Origin of the sequence: Bradyrhizobium sp. I71 (assembly GCF_022354745.1) — a bacterium.
GTDB classification, from domain to species: Bacteria; Pseudomonadota; Alphaproteobacteria; order Rhizobiales; family Xanthobacteraceae; genus Bradyrhizobium; species Bradyrhizobium liaoningense.
The window spans coordinates 4,697,226-4,711,340 of the sequence record NZ_CP059398.1; the positions used below are offsets into that span (position 1 = coordinate 4,697,226).

The 14,115-nt window shown below is 65.5% G+C and carries 14 protein-coding genes; 2 read left to right on the forward strand and 12 right to left on the reverse strand.

The genetic code is table 11. From position 1 onward, the window contains the following. Window positions 1–38: 38 nt before the first annotated feature. From FJV43_RS22655 to FJV43_RS22670, 4 genes are all read right to left on the reverse strand, one after another. A complete protein-coding gene (locus tag FJV43_RS22655) occupies window positions 39–761 on the reverse strand; it encodes a hypothetical protein (protein WP_239621143.1) in 723 nt (240 codons plus the stop codon). A 96-nt stretch (window positions 762–857) separates the two neighbouring features. Then, window positions 858–1,352 carry a signal peptidase II gene (gene lspA / locus FJV43_RS22660; RefSeq protein ID WP_239621144.1) on the reverse strand — a complete coding sequence of 165 codons (495 nt, stop codon included), beginning with the start codon at window positions 1,350–1,352 and terminating at the stop codon, window positions 858–860. A 9-nt stretch (window positions 1,353–1,361) separates the two neighbouring features. Next, window positions 1,362–4,406, reverse strand: coding sequence for an isoleucine--tRNA ligase (gene ileS, locus FJV43_RS22665; protein ID WP_239621146.1), 3,045 nt, complete (start codon window positions 4,404–4,406; stop codon window positions 1,362–1,364). 203 nt (window positions 4,407–4,609) lie between these two features. After that, window positions 4,610–5,581, reverse strand: coding sequence for a bifunctional riboflavin kinase/FAD synthetase (locus FJV43_RS22670; protein WP_239621148.1), 972 nt, complete (start codon window positions 5,579–5,581; stop codon window positions 4,610–4,612). Window positions 5,582–5,811: 230 nt separating this feature from the next. Here FJV43_RS22670 and FJV43_RS22675 point away from each other — a divergent pair, with 230 nt between their 5' ends. After that, window positions 5,812–6,207 (forward strand): response regulator, encoded by a 396-nt coding sequence (locus tag FJV43_RS22675; protein ID WP_008567674.1) that lies wholly within the window; start codon window positions 5,812–5,814, stop codon window positions 6,205–6,207. 172 nt (window positions 6,208–6,379) lie between these two features. On the opposite strand, the gene FJV43_RS22680 is transcribed toward FJV43_RS22675, so the two are convergent. Both FJV43_RS22680 and FJV43_RS22685 read right to left on the reverse strand, forming a co-directional pair. Then, the gene (locus FJV43_RS22680; protein ID WP_239621150.1) at window positions 6,380–7,234 is read right to left on the reverse strand and encodes a TIGR01459 family HAD-type hydrolase; all 855 of its coding nucleotides are present in this window, start codon (window positions 7,232–7,234) and stop codon (window positions 6,380–6,382) included. 15 nt (window positions 7,235–7,249) lie between these two features. Next, a complete protein-coding gene (locus FJV43_RS22685) occupies window positions 7,250–8,716 on the reverse strand; it encodes an EAL domain-containing protein (protein WP_239621151.1) in 1,467 nt (488 codons plus the stop codon). A gap of 273 nt (window positions 8,717–8,989) precedes the next feature. On the opposite strand from FJV43_RS22685, the gene FJV43_RS22690 reads away from it, so the two are divergent. After that, window positions 8,990–9,829 carry a class I SAM-dependent methyltransferase gene (locus tag FJV43_RS22690; RefSeq protein ID WP_239621153.1) on the forward strand — a complete coding sequence of 280 codons (840 nt, stop codon included), beginning with the start codon at window positions 8,990–8,992 and terminating at the stop codon, window positions 9,827–9,829. 45 nt (window positions 9,830–9,874) lie between these two features. Here FJV43_RS22690 and FJV43_RS22695 read toward each other — a convergent pair whose 3' ends face one another. The 6 genes from FJV43_RS22695 to pgsA all read right to left on the reverse strand — a co-directional run bounded on the left by FJV43_RS22695 (window position 9,875) and on the right by pgsA (window position 14,010). Continuing rightward, window positions 9,875–11,005: a YihY/virulence factor BrkB family protein gene (locus tag FJV43_RS22695; protein ID WP_239621155.1), complete on the reverse strand. Its 1,131-nt coding sequence runs from the start codon at window positions 11,003–11,005 to the stop codon at window positions 9,875–9,877. Beyond that, window positions 11,005–11,622: a phage holin family protein gene (locus tag FJV43_RS22700; RefSeq protein WP_239621157.1), complete on the reverse strand. Its 618-nt coding sequence runs from the start codon at window positions 11,620–11,622 to the stop codon at window positions 11,005–11,007. Before FJV43_RS22700 ends, FJV43_RS22695 begins: the two co-directional genes overlap by 1 nt. A gap of 91 nt (window positions 11,623–11,713) precedes the next feature. Next, the gene (prmB, locus tag FJV43_RS22705) at window positions 11,714–12,673 is read right to left on the reverse strand and encodes a 50S ribosomal protein L3 N(5)-glutamine methyltransferase (protein ID WP_239621158.1); all 960 of its coding nucleotides are present in this window, start codon (window positions 12,671–12,673) and stop codon (window positions 11,714–11,716) included. Then, entirely contained in the window at window positions 12,673–13,140 is a 468-nt protein-coding gene (locus FJV43_RS22710) for a molybdenum cofactor biosynthesis protein MoaE (RefSeq protein WP_239621165.1), read from the reverse strand. The genes prmB and FJV43_RS22710 overlap by 1 nt, the downstream gene beginning before the upstream one ends. A 4-nt stretch (window positions 13,141–13,144) precedes the next feature. Further along, window positions 13,145–13,396, reverse strand: a complete 252-nt coding sequence (gene moaD / locus FJV43_RS22715; protein ID WP_028176627.1) for a molybdopterin converting factor subunit 1 — start codon at window positions 13,394–13,396, stop codon at window positions 13,145–13,147. After that, a complete protein-coding gene (pgsA, locus tag FJV43_RS22720; RefSeq protein ID WP_028176628.1) occupies window positions 13,393–14,010 on the reverse strand; it encodes a CDP-diacylglycerol--glycerol-3-phosphate 3-phosphatidyltransferase in 618 nt (205 codons plus the stop codon). The genes moaD and pgsA overlap by 4 nt, the downstream gene beginning before the upstream one ends. Window positions 14,011–14,115 lie beyond the last annotated feature (105 nt).

The following is a 14,115-nucleotide window of genomic DNA, read 5'->3' on the forward strand; positions in this document are numbered from 1 at the left end:
GCTTCGCTTTTGTCAGGATGTCGCAGTGGACAGGAACGCTATTGTTCCTTGTCCTTGCCGGACATGATGTCGTAGTACATCCGCCGCGACTTGTCCGGCCCGGCGCCATAGGCGTAGTTCGGCGACGGCGTCTGGTAGCCCGGCGGCGGCTCGACCAGCGACTGGCGCGGCGGCTCCGACGTGAACTCCTTGGACTCGGAGCTGCTGCCACCCTTCATCATGTTCCACAGGCCGCCGGTGAAGCCGAGCTCGGCGGGGCTCAGCGAGGGGTTGCCGTTGGTGCCCGGCTGAATCGGATCGTTACTCGTGCGGGGCGCTGCGGCGACCTGGCCGGCCTTCATCTCGGCAGGCGTCAGCGGCTGGGCGGCCTGCCAGTTCTCCGTTGCCTTGGTGGCCTTCTTGCGCGCGGCGATGGCTTCCTTGCGGCGCTTTTCTTCGGGGTCCTTGGGCCAGTTCGGCGCAGCCTTGGCTTCGGTCGCAGGCGGCGGCAGATCGAGCTTGGGCGGCACGACCAGCGGCGAGCGCTCGCGGTATTCGATGCCCTTCTTTTCCATGCTCTTGGCGCCGATGCCGGACATCAGATTGTCGATGAGCCTCTCTTCGAAGGTCATATCGTCTTCCTCGTCGTCGTCACCGGCGCGGGCCGCGCCGGTCGACATGACGAGACCGATGCCAAGTGCGACAGCGGACAATTTCAATGCCCGCCAGAGCCCCCACCGGGGGTCTCGCACCATCGAATCGCTGGTTATCGCGCTGCGCATTGCTTTACCTGTTCCATATTGTGGCAGATTGCCGCGCGCACGCGGCGCTCATCCTCGCAAAGGCCGGGTTCCACCGCCGGTCCGTATCGGCCGGGATCAGGGCGCTTTTGCGGCGGGTACCCCCAGGAAGGAATCATACAATAGCGCCGCCACCCCAGCAACGATGGCCACGTCCGCGAGGTTAAACACATACCAATTATAGGTTTTTCCGGCGATCTCGATGTGGAGCAGGGCGAAATCCACCACAGCGCCATAGGCTAGGCGGTCGATGCCGTTACCGATGGCGCCGCCGATGATCAGGCCGAGCGCGATCGTCGCAAGCATGGTGTGCGAGCGGGCCATCCAGATCGCCAGCGCGACCACCGCGATACCTTTGACGGCCATCAGCGCGAGCTGCGCTGCCTGGCTGTCGTTCTGGAGCCAGCCGAAGCTGATTCCGATGTTCCAGGCCAGCACCAGGTCGAAGAATGGCGTCACCCGCACCGCGCCGCGACGGGCGAGGTCGAACACGTTCAAGAGCCAGAGCTTCGAGGCCTGGTCGGCCACCAGCGTGACCAGGGCTGAGAGGATGCCGGCGCGGAGCGGGGTCATGGTCGGGGATCAGACGCCCACCCCCAGCGCCTTCCATTCGCGCAGCGCCTTCGCATCGCGCGGGGTGACGTCGGGGTATTCAGGGTCTTCGCCGACCATCGGCGAAATCTTCCAGGAGCGGGCGCATTTGGTGCCGACCGCCTTCTCCACCACGACCGCAACGCCGGGCACGGCATCGAGACGGAACGCCGAAGCCGGCGCCTCGCCCTCCCGCACCTCGTAGTTCGAGGTGATGCAGATCTCGGCGAGATCGGTGTCGAACAGCGTCATCAGCATGTCGCGGTCGGCGACATAGATCACCGGCGACGCCTCGAGCGAGGAGCCGATGTTCTTGGCGGCGCGTTCGAGCTCGAGCGCCCCGGTGACGACGCGGCGGACGTTGCGGATCGTCTCCCATTTTGCGGCGAGCCTGTCGTCGCGCAGGTCTTCCAGGTCGGTCGGGAACAGCGTCAGATGCACGGACGGCTCGGCGTCGGGCCGGTACATGCGCCAGGCCTCCTCCGCGGTGAAGCTGAGGATCGGCGCCAGCCATTTCAGGATCGAGGCGCACAACAGGTCGATGGTCGTCAGCGCCGCCTTGCGCGCCAGCGAAGAGGGCGGATCGCAGTAAAGGGTGTCCTTGCGGATGTCGAAGTAGAACGCGGAGAGCTCGCTGTTCAGGAAGGCGGACAGGATCGCGACCACGGTCTTGTAGTCGAACTCCCGATAGGCCTTGCCGATCGCGCCGGCGCGCACCGCGAGCTCGTGCAGCATCAGGCGCTCCAGCTCGGGCATCTCGGCGGGCGCGACTGCGTCGGCCGGCTTGTAGTGATGCAGCGTGCCCAGCATCCAGCGCACGGTGTTGCGCAGCTTGCGATAGGTCTCGACCGTGTTCTTCAGGATCTCGGGGCCGATGCGCTGGTCGTCAGTGTAGTCGCTGGATGCGACCCAGAGCCTCAGGATGTCGGCGCCGGATTCCTTGATGACGGCCTGCGGCTCGATGGTGTTGCCGAGCGACTTCGACATCTTGCGGCCGTCCTCGGCCTGGGTGAAGCCGTGGGTCAGCACGATGTCGTAGGGCGCGCGTCCGCGCGTGCCGCAGCTTTCCAGCAGCGAGGAGTGGAACCAGCCGCGGTGCTGGTCCGAGCCTTCCAGATACATCACCGTGTCGGTGCCGCCGTCGACCTTGCGCTTGATGCCTGATAGCCCCGGGAAATGCACGGGGTCTTCGAGCACGAAGGCGTGGGTCGAGCCTGAATCGAACCAGACGTCGAGGATGTCGTCGACCTTCTGCCAGTCTTCGTTCGCGCGCGCCCCGAGGAAACGCTCGCGCGCGCCCTTCGCGTACCATGCGTCGGCGCCTTCTTTCTCGAACGCTTCACCGATGCGCGCATTGACGGCTTCGTCCTGGAGGATCTCGGCGGAGCCGTCACCCTTCTCGCGCACGAACACGGCGATCGGCACGCCCCAGGCGCGCTGGCGCGAGATCACCCAGTCCGGCCGCGCCTCGATCATGCCGTTGATACGGTTCTCGCCCGATGGCGGCACCCATTGTGTCACCGAGATCGCGTGCAGCGCGCGGGCGCGCAGCGTGTCGCCGCTCTTCGCGTTGCCGGCCATCGCGATGTCCGTAGCCCCGGCTTTGCCCGGGGCGTCCACAATCGGCTTGTCCATCGCGATGAACCATTGCGGCGTATTGCGGAAGATCACCGGCTTCTTGGAGCGCCAGGAGTGCGGATATTGATGCTTCAGCCGGCCGCGCGCGAGCAGCATGCCTTTTTCCACGAGCGCCTTGATCACGGCCTCGTTGGCATCGCCCTTCTCGCCCTTGTCGTTGATGACGCGCTTGCCGACAAAACCCGGGGCATGATCGGTGTAGGCGCCGTTCTCGTCGACGGTGTAGGGGATCGCGGTGTTGATGCCGCGCGCATCGAGATCGCGCGCCTGCGCCATCCAGACATCGAAGTCCTCGCGGCCATGGCCGGGCGCCGTGTGCACGAAGCCGGTGCCAGTGTCGTCGGTGACATGGTCGCCGGGCAGCAGCGGCACGACGAAGTCATAGCCGCCGCCAAGGCCCTTCAGCGGATGGGAACATTCGATCGCGTCCATGGTGTCGCCGGGGACCTCGCGGACCTTCTCATATGCCGTCACGCGCGCCTGCTTGAAGACTTCTTCCGCGAGCGCGTCGGCAAGGATGAGGAGGTCGCCGGTCTTGGCCCAATTGTCGGCGGGCGCGTCCGTCACCTTGTAGAGACCGTAGGCGATCTTCGGCGAGAACGAGATGGCGCGGTTGCCGGGCAGCGTCCAGGGCGTGGTGGTCCAGATCACGACGCTTGCGGAGGCGAGCGCACCGTGCGCGGGCGAGGTCACCGGGAATTTCACCCACACCGTATCGGAGGTGTGGTCCTCGTACTCCACTTCGGCTTCGGCCAGCGCGGTCTTCTCGACCACGCTCCACATCACCGGCTTGGAGCCGCGATAGAGCGTGCCGTTGGCGGCGAACTTCATCAGCTCGCGTGCGATCTGCGCTTCGGCGGGATAGCTCATGGTGGCGTAGGGATGGTCCCAGTCGCCGATCACCCCCAGGCGCTTGAACTCCTCGCGCTGGATGCCGAGCCAGTGCGTGGCATAGGCGCGGCACTCCTTCCGGAAATCGATCATTGCGGCGCTGTCGCGGAAGTCGGGCTTCTGCTTGCCCTTCTTGCGGTAGTGCTCCTCCTCGACCTTCCACTCGATCGGCAGGCCGTGGCAGTCCCAGCCCGGCACGTAGTTGGAATCGAAGCCGAGCATCTGCTGGCTCTTGGTGACGAGATCCTTCAGGATCTTGTTCAGCGCAGTGCCGATATGGATGTTGCCGTTGGCGTAGGGCGGGCCGTCATGCAGCACGAATTTGGCGCGGCCCTTGGCGCCCTCGCGCAGCTTCTCGTAGAGGCCGATCTCGTACCAGCGCTTGAGGATCTCCGGCTCACGCTGCGGCAGGCCGGCCCGCATCGGGAATTCGGTCTGCGGCAGGAACAGGGTTTTCGAATAGTCTTTGGCTTCAGACTTTTGGGACTTCTGCGGCTTTTCGGACATGAGGCTGACTGGCTCGGAAGGGCGCGGGAACGGATCGCGATGCGGAATCGCGGGAGTGAAACGACAAAATCCCGGTCTTGCGCCGAGCCAAAGGCTCAGGCGGAAGCCGGGCCGCTAATCCCTATGATGCGCCGCGCAAACATGGGCACTCCATAGCAGGGGGCCAAGGGAAGCGCAAAGGTTCGGGTGGCCCGGTTTCGGGCTCAATCGATCACGCCCAGCCTCGGAAACGCGTCCGGGGCGCCGGCCAGGATGGCGCGGGCGCGGGCGGAATCGTCGTCCATCTGGCGGATCAGGGCCTCAAGGCTGTCGAATTTCAGCTCTTCGCGGATGAAGCCGATGAAGGCGCAGTCGAGGAGCTGCCCGTAGAGGTCGCCCTTGAAGTCGAACAGGAAGATCTCCAGGAGCGGGGCGCCATTGTCGAAGGTCGGACGGCGGCCGAAGCTGGCCACGCCGTCGAGCCGCTCGGTACCGCGGCCGACCCGCACCGCGTAGATGCCGTGCTTGAGCCCGCAATTGGCGTCCAGGCGAATGTTGGCGGTGGGATAGCCGAGGTCGCGGCCGCGTTTTTCGCCATGGATGACCTCGCCGGTAATGAACCAGGGCGCGCCCAGCATGGTGGTCGCGTCGTCGAGCTGGCCCTCGGCGAGGGCGATCCGGATCGCGCTGGAGGAGACGGGCCGCTCGTCGATATCGACATGCGGTTGCACGTCGACCTCGATGCCGAGCCGGGGCGCCTCGTTGACGAGAAGGCTCGGCGAGCCGACCCGCCCCTTGCCGAAATGGAAGTCGTAACCGACCGCGATGCCGCTGACGCCGAGGCGCCCGATCAGGTCATGGTGAATGAAATCTTGCGCGGTGGTTCCGGCACGCGCCTTGTCGAAGGTCATGACCACGGCGCCGGCCAGCCCGGTGCCGGCCAACAGCCGCAGCTTGGCCCGCTCGTCCGTCAGGCGGAATTGCGGGGTGTTGGGGCTGAAAAATCGCCGCGGATGCGGCTCGAAGGTCAATGCCAGCGCAGGGCGGCCATGCGTCCGGCCCATCTCCAGCGCTGCCGCGATCACCGCGCGATGGCCAAGATGAACGCCGTCGAAATTGCCCATGGCGACCACGGCGCCCCTCGGAATCGCGGAATCCGGCGTTGTGTCGCGGATAACGGTAAAAGGCGGAGCCATCAGGGGAATTTCTCGAACCGGGCAGGACCGGCCCGGACCGTGGCTCGACCGGCCTGAGGGAGTCAAGCGGGGGAGCGCAGAGATTGAACACGATTTCAGTCCTTTGGCGATGTCCGCAATTAACGCGCTGTTTAACGCCTTGATGCTAGTCCTTGAGGCGTGGAACTGCCGGGCTCCGGCCTGGCAGGTCCGGATCCTAATATTCCTGGGTTTGCGTTGGGGGAGTCGAGATGGCGGTTGATTTGTCGATGCCGGTTCTGGTGGTGGATGACTACAGCACCATGATCCGTATCATCCGGAATCTGCTGAAGCAGCTTGGCTTCGAGAACATCGATGATGCCAGCGACGGTTCGGCAGCGCTGAACAAGATGCGTGGCAAGAAGTACGGGCTCGTGATCTCCGACTGGAACATGGAGCCGATGACGGGTTACGACCTCCTGCGCGAAGTCCGCGCGGATCCGAACCTCGCCACTACGCCCTTCATCATGATCACGGCAGAATCCAAGACCGAGAACGTGATCGCGGCCAAAAAGGCCGGCGTGAACAACTACATCGTCAAGCCGTTCAATGCGGCGACGCTGAAGACCAAGATCGAGGCGGTCTTCCCGGACATGGCGAGCGCGTAAGCGCGCCTCGTCTGACAACATTCATTTGTTGAGATCATCATGCCCGGGCTCGTCCCGGGCATCCGCGTTTGCAAAGAGACGTGGATGGCCCCGGGTCAAGCCCGGCCATGACGGCGTCGGACACTTAGGCAATCGGTCTAAGCCCGAAGTGCCTGCGCGGTCATCCGCGCCGTCACCACTTCAATTCGCGCATCAGCGCCTTCGGCGGGTGGCCGAACAATTCCACGACCGATGTCGGGTCGAGCTGGTCAAGACCTTCGAACTCCTCGGCATGGATGCCGCGGGTCACGAACAGGCAGTCGATGCCGAATTCGCGCGCGCCGGTCAGGTCGGTGCGGACGGAATCCCCGATCGCCAGCACCTTCTTGCGGTCGATCTGGTAGCCCTGGCGTTCCCCGGCGAGTGACATGGCGCGCTCGTAGATCGGCCGGTGCGGTTTGCCATAGAAGATCACGTCGCCGCCGAGCTCGCGGTAGAGCTCCGCGATCGCCCCGGCGCAATAGATCAGCCGGTCGCCGCGTTCCACCACGATGTCGGGATTGGCGCAGACCAGCGTCAGCTTGCGCTCGCGTGCCTTCAGCATCATGCCGCGATAGTCTTCCGCCGTCTCGGTCTCGTCGTCATAGAGGCCGGTGCAGACGATGTAGTCGGCTTCCTCCAGCGGCGCGGTCACGGCATCGAGGCCGCGGTAGATCGAATTGTCGCGCTCGGGGCCAAGCCAGAACATCTTGCGGCCGGGATGCTCGGCGACATAGAGCCTGGTCAGGTCGCCTGAAGATACGATCGCGTCATAGGTCTCATCGGGGACACCGAGCTTGCGCAATTGCCGCTGTACGGAGTCGGCCGGGCGCGGCGCGTTGGTGATCAGGATCACCGTACCGCCGCGGCTGCGATAGGTGTGCAGCGCCTCGCAGGCTTCGGGGAAGGATTCCAGTCCGTTATGGACCACGCCCCAGATGTCGCTGAGCACGACGTCCACACCGCCCACGAGCTCGCGCAGGCCTTCGGCAAAATGTAGCGTAGTCATGATCTGCGCGGCCGATCAGATGCGGCGCGCGAGCGCCGCGTTGCCGGTGATGCGTTGTGGCGGAGGCGCAGAAGACGTCGCGCCTGAGCTGGGTGTGCCGGAGGCATGAGGTCCCTGAATGTCTTTCGTCTGGTTCGGCGGTGCCCCGGCGGTAGCAGATGGCCCCTCCGGCCGCAATGGCCGCGGCGGCGCGAACAGGAACCCCTGTCCGAAGCGCACATCGTAGTCGAGCAGGTCGACCACCGCGCGCTCGCCCTCGATCCGCTCGGCGATCAGGTCGATGCCGAAGCGGCCGAGCAGGTCGGAGAGATCGGATGGGTGGATGTCCGAGGTCGAGGCCTGCCTGGGATCGAGCAGCAGTGTGGCCGGCACCTTGATAAAGCGCACCCCGCGATCGGCCAGTTCGCGCGGCTCGATGCGCAGATCCGTGACATGGTCGATCGAGAAACGGAAGCCGCGCTGGGCGAGCGCCGCGAGATTCTCGGTCTCGGCGGGGCCGAGATTGCGGAACGTCGACTGCTTGAACTCCAGCACCAGGGAGGGCGCCAGCGCCCGGTTGGCTTCGAGGAAGTCGAGGCATTGCGCGAAGGTGGTGGAATTGCCGAGCGTGGAGGCTGCGAGGTTGCAGAACACGCCGACGTCCTTGTTGCGCACCATCAGGCGCCGCAGCACCTGCACGCAGCGCAGCATTACCATGTTGTCGATGCGCCCGATCAAGCCGGAGGCTTCCGCGATGCTGATGAACTCCTCGGCGACGATCAGCTGGTCGCGCTCGTCGCGCAGGCGCGTCACCGCCTCGTAGAACCGCACCTTGCGCTGCGGCAGCGTCACCATCGGCTGCAGGAATATGTCGACGCGGTTCTCGTCGATTGCATTGCGCAGCGTCGCGAGCAACTGGGTCTGGCTGCGTCCGTTGCCGGTCTGAACCGGGTTGGCGGGCTGAGCCTGGACCGCCGGTGCCGGCCGGGGCGGCGCGGGCAGCGGGGAAGCGGCGACCGGCTTCTCCTCGAAGGAGGCAGCCAAATCGATCGGCGTCTCCGGCTCGAGCCTCATGACCGGGGCGGGGGCCGGCGCGTGGCCGGCCAGCAGATCCTCATGGGCCGACACGGTGGTGGCAAGCTGCCTGACCAATCCGCCGAGTTCGTTGATCTCGCCGATCACCGACTGGACGCGGTCGGAGTTGGCCGAATTGGACGAGGCGATGCGGCCCTCGATCGCGGCAAGCCGGCGGCCGAACTCGGCCACCTGTCGGGCGAGGTCGGCGGTGCCCCGCGAGAGGTCGGCGATCTGCCCGCCGACGTCGCTGCGGTCGCGCAGCCGCATCGACACCGCGTTGTAGAGGATCAGGAACGTCAGCGCGGTCAGCGCGACGATGGCCGATTCCGTTCCGCTGATGCCGGCGACCGAATACAGCACGAGCCCGAGCGAGGCCGCGACCAGGACCATGCAGATGGCGATGAAGATCGTCGAAATGCGAATCATGCCGCGCGTTATGCCTCAAGAGCTGACTGCTTCACCGGGAAAACACGGGTCGCGCTCCAACCCGTCACGGCTCATGCTCCCCCAAGCAATGCATGACCCTAACATCATTGTTGATTCGAGGGGATAGTGACTGTCCGGCAGCCTGCATCAGGCCCGCCGCCGGCTCCCGTCCGGAAATCAAGGCGTTCTCAGCGCAAAATAACGCTGCTCTCAAGGCCAGCGGGCCGCATGCGCCCTATCGTCCCGGCGTTTTCAACCCCAGGAGATTTGCCCATGTCGACATCCGCAGCCCTCAAGCAGCCCACATCCCAGCCTGACCTTGGCGCCGTCAAGCAGCGCCAGCACGGCGCCTGGTCGTCGGGCGACTATGCCGTTGTCGGCACCACCTTGCAGATCGTCGGCGAACAGCTCTGTGAGGCAATCGACTTGCGCGCCGGCAGCAAGGTGCTCGACGTCGCCGCCGGCAACGGCAATGCGACGCTGGCTGCGGCGCGGCGCTGGTGTGACGTCACATCCACCGACTACGTGCCGGCATTGCTCAAGCGCGGGCAGGAGCGCGCGGCGGCCGAACATCTCAATGTCGAGTTCCGCGAGGCGGATGCCGAAGCGTTGCCGTTTGCCGATGCCACCTTCGACGTCGTGCTCTCGACCTTCGGCGTGATGTTCACGCCGGATCAGGACAAGGCCGCCTCCGAGCTCGCGCGGGTCTGCAGATCCGGCGGCAAAATCGGCCTCGCCAACTGGACGCCGGAAGGTTTCATCGGCCAGCTGTTCAAGACCATCGGCAGGCATTTGCCGCCGCCGGCGGGGGTGAAGTCACCTGCGCTGTGGGGCACGGCAGCGCGGCTGGAAGAGATGTTCGGAAGCCAGGCTTCCGAGATTGCCGCCGAGCCGCGCATGTTCGTGTTCCGCTATCGCTCGCCGGACCACTGGCTCGACATCTTCAAGACCTTCTACGGGCCTACGCTGAAGGCGTTTGCCGCGCTCGACGAGAGCGGCCAGGCTGCGCTGAAGCGCGACCTCCTGGCGCTGCTCGGGGAGTTCAACCACGCCGACGACGGCACGATCGTGGTGCACAGCGAATATCTGGAAGCCGTGATCACCAAGCGCTGATGGCCCAAGATGCGGTCGGGCCGGCTCCGGCCTGACCGCCACCGATCAAAATGGCGCGGTGGCGCCGACCGTGTCGGCCGAGACGGCTTCGCGGGTGCCGAGCGGTTTCGGCCGCCCGGTGGTCGTGTCGCGCAGCGTCTGCCGCTCGATCTCCGAGTTCAGCTCGGCGCCGAACATGATGACGATCGCCGACATCCACATCCACATCATCAGGCCGATCGCAGCGCCCAGAGAGCCGTAGGTCGCGTTGTAATTGGCGAATTCCGAGAGATACCAGGAGAGCAGGGCAGAACCGGCGATCCAGAGGATCGCGGCCGTCACGGCGCCGAGGCTCAGCCATTGCCAGCGCGGCGCGTCACGGCTGGGAGCGAAGCGGTAGAGGATGGCGAGTGCGACGAGCAGGATCAGGAACAGCAGCGGCCATCGCGCCAGCGCCACGATCAGCTTGCTTTCAGGCGCCAGGCCGAGATGATTGAGCGCAAGCGGGAAGGCGACGACGGCCCCCACCATCAACAGCAGCGCCACGATGCCGCCGACGGTAAAGGCCAGCGAGACCAAGTTCAGCCGGATGAAGCTGCGCTTCTCGCGTTCCTCGTAGGCGACGTTGAGGGCGTCGAAGATCGCCTTGACACCGGCATTGGCACTCCAGATCGCAAGCAGCAGGCCGAACAGGAACGTGACACCCAGCGTGGCGGTGCCGTTCGACACCACGCGCGCGACCTGGTCCTCGACGATCTGGAACGAGCCCTCGGGCAGCATGGTCGCAAGCGTATGGAGGTTGGCGCTGATCGTCGCCGGGTTGGCGAACAGGCCATAAGAGGAGACGAGCGCCGTGACTGCGGGGAAGATGGCGAGCAGCCCGAAGAAGACGACGCCGCCCGCCGTCGCGAGCAGGCGATCCTCGTCGATGCGCTGATAGGTCCGCCAGAAGATATCCTTCCAACCCGCCCAGGGGATCGTGAGCGGGCTCTTCGCATGGCGGCCCCTGCCGGGCTGCGTCGCCGCGCCGGCCGGGTGCGTTTCCGGCGAATTCGCTTCGCCTTTGCGGTGGTCTTGCGGGGGCCCCGACCGGATCAGGCCCGAGTCCTGAAAGTAGCGTTCCGCCGTCAGCACGAAGACGGTCGTCGCCGCCACCAGCAGCCAGGAGTCGATCTGCTCGGAGCGCCGCGCCGGCATCACGCATCCAGACTGTGCCTGTGGCGCCGCCGGCGGGCGGCCGTGAGCCCGACCAAGCCGACGGCTGCGAGCATCAGGCCGAGTTGCACGGGGCGGTTGGCGCGGACCGGCCAAATCTTGCCGCCATAAGGCTTGCCGTCATGAGCCTTGCTGCCATGACCACGTTCACCCGGCGCAAGCGGCACGAGGGGAATCGTCGTTGCGACCTCCTTCACCGCCTGCTTGACCGTTCCACGTGGGATCCGCGGCGTCGCGATCGCCACGCGCAGGCGGCTCGCAAGCGGCACGACCGGCTTGGCCTTGCGTTTCATCTCGGCCATGGCCACCCCGGCGCAGACCGCAGCCAGCACCAGCAGCACTGCGCCGACGGCACCAAGACCCCAGAATTGGCCGTAAGTGATCGCGAGCCAGCGGTACAGGGCGATCAGTCCGACGAAAAATGCCGCGACAACGAACAGGCCCGCGACCGCGAACAGTCCGCCGGCCACCGCGTAGGATGTCATCCTGCCGGTTGCGCGGCCGGTCTGGTCGCGCAAATAGGATTGGGCGGCGCGTTTGACGTGATTGAGCTTGAGCGCCATGCCGGCGCGTAGCAATTCGCCCGATGGCGCGAGCATACGGACATCCTCCGAGAGCGAGAAAATTCCTCGGGGGATGAACGTGGCGGTATTTGACTTGTTCCGACGGAGCGGGATCCGTCGTGCTGAATCAGCCGAGATCGGCGGCTGCGATCCAGAACACCTCGCCCTCGGAATCCTCGGTGTCCAGCCAGAGCAGCGGCAGCTCCGGAAAGGCTTCGTCGACCGGCTCGCGGCCGCGGCCGATCTCGCAGATCAACCCGCCATCCGGCGTCAGGTGATCGGGCGCATCGCGCAGGATGCGGCGCACCACATCGAGGCCGTCGGCGCCGCCGTCGAAGGCGAGCTTGGGCTCGGCCCGGCATTCCGGCGGAAGCGCGGCCATGCCTTCGGCATCGACGTAAGGCGGGTTGGTGATGATCAGATCGTATCTGTTGTCGCCGAGCGGGGCGAACAGGTCGCCGCGATACAGGCTGATGCGGTCCTCCAGCCCGAACTCGCCGACGTTCCGTGCGGCGACTTCGAGCGCGCCCTTGGAGATGTCGACGGCATCAACAATGGCATTCGGGAAATGATGCGCGGCGAGGATGGCGAGGCACCCCGACCCCGTGCAGAGATCGAGCACGCGCCCGACGGTGGTGGGATCGTCGATCAGCGAGCCGGCCTCGCCGTCGCCGCCGAAATGCGAATCCAGGAGCTCGCCGATGAAGGAGCGCGGAACAATGACGCGCTCGTCGACATAGAAGGGCAGGCCGCGCATGTAGATCTTGTTGACGAGATAGGCGGCCGGTTTGCGCGTGGTCACGCGTTGGTGGATCAGATCGAGGACGGTCTTGCCTTCCGCGGCCGTGACGCGCGCGTTGGCGAAGCTCTCGAGCTGTTCGGGATGCAGATGCAGCGCCTCGCAGACCAGAAAGGCGGCTTCGGCGACCGGATCGGTCGTGCCGTGGGCAAAAGCGAGCTTGGCTTCATTGAAGCGGCTCACCGCATAGCGGACGAAATCGAGCAGCGTGAGGAGCTCGCCGCGTCCGACTTTCGCGAGCTTTGGCGCGGCGCGGCTGCGCGCAGTCTTCTTGGTTGCTCTTGCCATCAGGATTTGGTCCAGCGCGCGGCGGCTTCGTCGTCGCGGGCGTGGGCCTCGACCCAGCCCGTGCCGGTGGCGCTCTCTTCCTTCTTCCAGAACGGCGCACTGGTCTTGAGATAGTCCATCAGGAACTCGGCCGCCTGGAACGCGGCCTGTCGGTGCTGCGAGGCGGTCAGCACCAGCACGATGTTCTGGCCCGGCATGAAGCGGCCGACGCGGTGAATCACCGTGACGCCGTTCAGCGGCCACCGCGAGGTCGCCTCGTCGACATGGCGCCCGATCTCTTCTTCTGCCATGCCCGGATAATGTTCGAGCGTCAGCGCGGCGACCTTGGCACTGTCCTCGTCGGCGCGGCAGATGCCGGAGAAGCTCACGACCGCGCCGATGTCAGTGTGGCTGTTCGTCAGGAGCGCGATCTCGCGCGCGATGTCGAAATCGCCCTCCTGGATGCGGATGGTGACGGGGCAGGTCATGAGCCTAGCCGCCGGTCATCGGCGGGAAGAACGCGATCTCACGGGCGCCCGCGATCGCGGCGTCTGATTTGACGTGGGCGTGGTCGATCGCTGTGCGGATCACCTTTGGCTTCTCGAATGCATACGCATAAGCCTCGCCCTGGCCGGACAGCCAGGCGATCAGTTCCTCGACGGTGCGCACGTTCGGGGGCGGCTCGATCGTCTCCTCGGCCTTGCCGACGCGCTCGCGCACCCAGGCGAAATACTTCACCTTCATCCCTCGTCCTCCTTGATGAGGTGATGGATTCCCGCACGGAAATAGTCGTAGCCGGTGTAGATGGTGAGGATCGCCGAGGCCCACAGCAGCGCCAGCCCGATCATCGAGACGATGGGCAGCACCTCGTCGCCAGCCGGGCCGGCGAGCAGGAAGCCGATCGCAACCAGCTGGACCGTGGTCTTCCACTTCGCAAGCTTGGTCACGGGCACGCTGACGCGGAGCGCAGCGAGGTATTCGCGGAGGCCCGAGACCAGGATCTCGCGGCACAGGATCACGATGGCGGCCCACAGCGACCAGCCGTGGATGATGCCGTCGGCGGCGAGCATCAGCAGGCAGGAGGCGACCAGCAGCTTGTCGGCGATCGGATCGAGCATCCGGCCGAATGCCGATTGCTGATTCCAGATCCGCGCGTAATAGCCGTCGAGGTAGTCGGTGACCGCAGCCGCAATGAAGATGGCGACCGCGACCCAGCGCAGCCACAGCGGCTGATCCAGGATGGACTGCGCGTAAATGCATCCGACCACGACCGGAATCGCGGCGATCCGGCCATAGGTCAGGATGTTCGGGAGGGACATCGCGCGCCTCGTCGTCCCTCGTGTCGTGGCGATGTTCATCCGTCCTACCAATACCGCTCGGGCCTGAAGGTCAACCGTTCCGCTTCCCAGATGGGTGCGGGATACGACGACCATATGACCAAGGCTCCCTTTGGGTCCCCCTTT

Coding starts and splice junctions, on each gene's coding strand:
- FJV43_RS22655 (WP_239621143.1), bottom strand. CDS start 761: ATGCGCAGCGCGATAACCAGCGATTCGATGGTGCGAGACCCCCGGTGG.
- lspA (WP_239621144.1), bottom strand. CDS start 1,352: ATGACCCCGCTCCGCGCCGGCATCCTCTCAGCCCTGGTCACGCTGGTG.
- ileS (WP_239621146.1), bottom strand. CDS start 4,406: ATGTCCGAAAAGCCGCAGAAGTCCCAAAAGTCTGAAGCCAAAGACTAT.
- FJV43_RS22670 (WP_239621148.1), bottom strand. CDS start 5,581: ATGGCTCCGCCTTTTACCGTTATCCGCGACACAACGCCGGATTCCGCG.
- FJV43_RS22675 (WP_008567674.1), top strand. CDS start 5,812: ATGGCGGTTGATTTGTCGATGCCGGTTCTGGTGGTGGATGACTACAGC.
- FJV43_RS22680 (WP_239621150.1), bottom strand. CDS start 7,234: ATGACTACGCTACATTTTGCCGAAGGCCTGCGCGAGCTCGTGGGCGGT.
- FJV43_RS22685 (WP_239621151.1), bottom strand. CDS start 8,716: ATGATTCGCATTTCGACGATCTTCATCGCCATCTGCATGGTCCTGGTC.
- FJV43_RS22690 (WP_239621153.1), top strand. CDS start 8,990: ATGTCGACATCCGCAGCCCTCAAGCAGCCCACATCCCAGCCTGACCTT.
- FJV43_RS22695 (WP_239621155.1), bottom strand. CDS start 11,005: ATGCCGGCGCGGCGCTCCGAGCAGATCGACTCCTGGCTGCTGGTGGCG.
- FJV43_RS22700 (WP_239621157.1), bottom strand. CDS start 11,622: ATGCTCGCGCCATCGGGCGAATTGCTACGCGCCGGCATGGCGCTCAAG.
- prmB (WP_239621158.1), bottom strand. CDS start 12,673: ATGGCAAGAGCAACCAAGAAGACTGCGCGCAGCCGCGCCGCGCCAAAG.
- FJV43_RS22710 (WP_239621165.1), bottom strand. CDS start 13,140: ATGACCTGCCCCGTCACCATCCGCATCCAGGAGGGCGATTTCGACATC.
- moaD (WP_028176627.1), bottom strand. CDS start 13,396: ATGAAGGTGAAGTATTTCGCCTGGGTGCGCGAGCGCGTCGGCAAGGCC.
- pgsA (WP_028176628.1), bottom strand. CDS start 14,010: ATGAACATCGCCACGACACGAGGGACGACGAGGCGCGCGATGTCCCTC.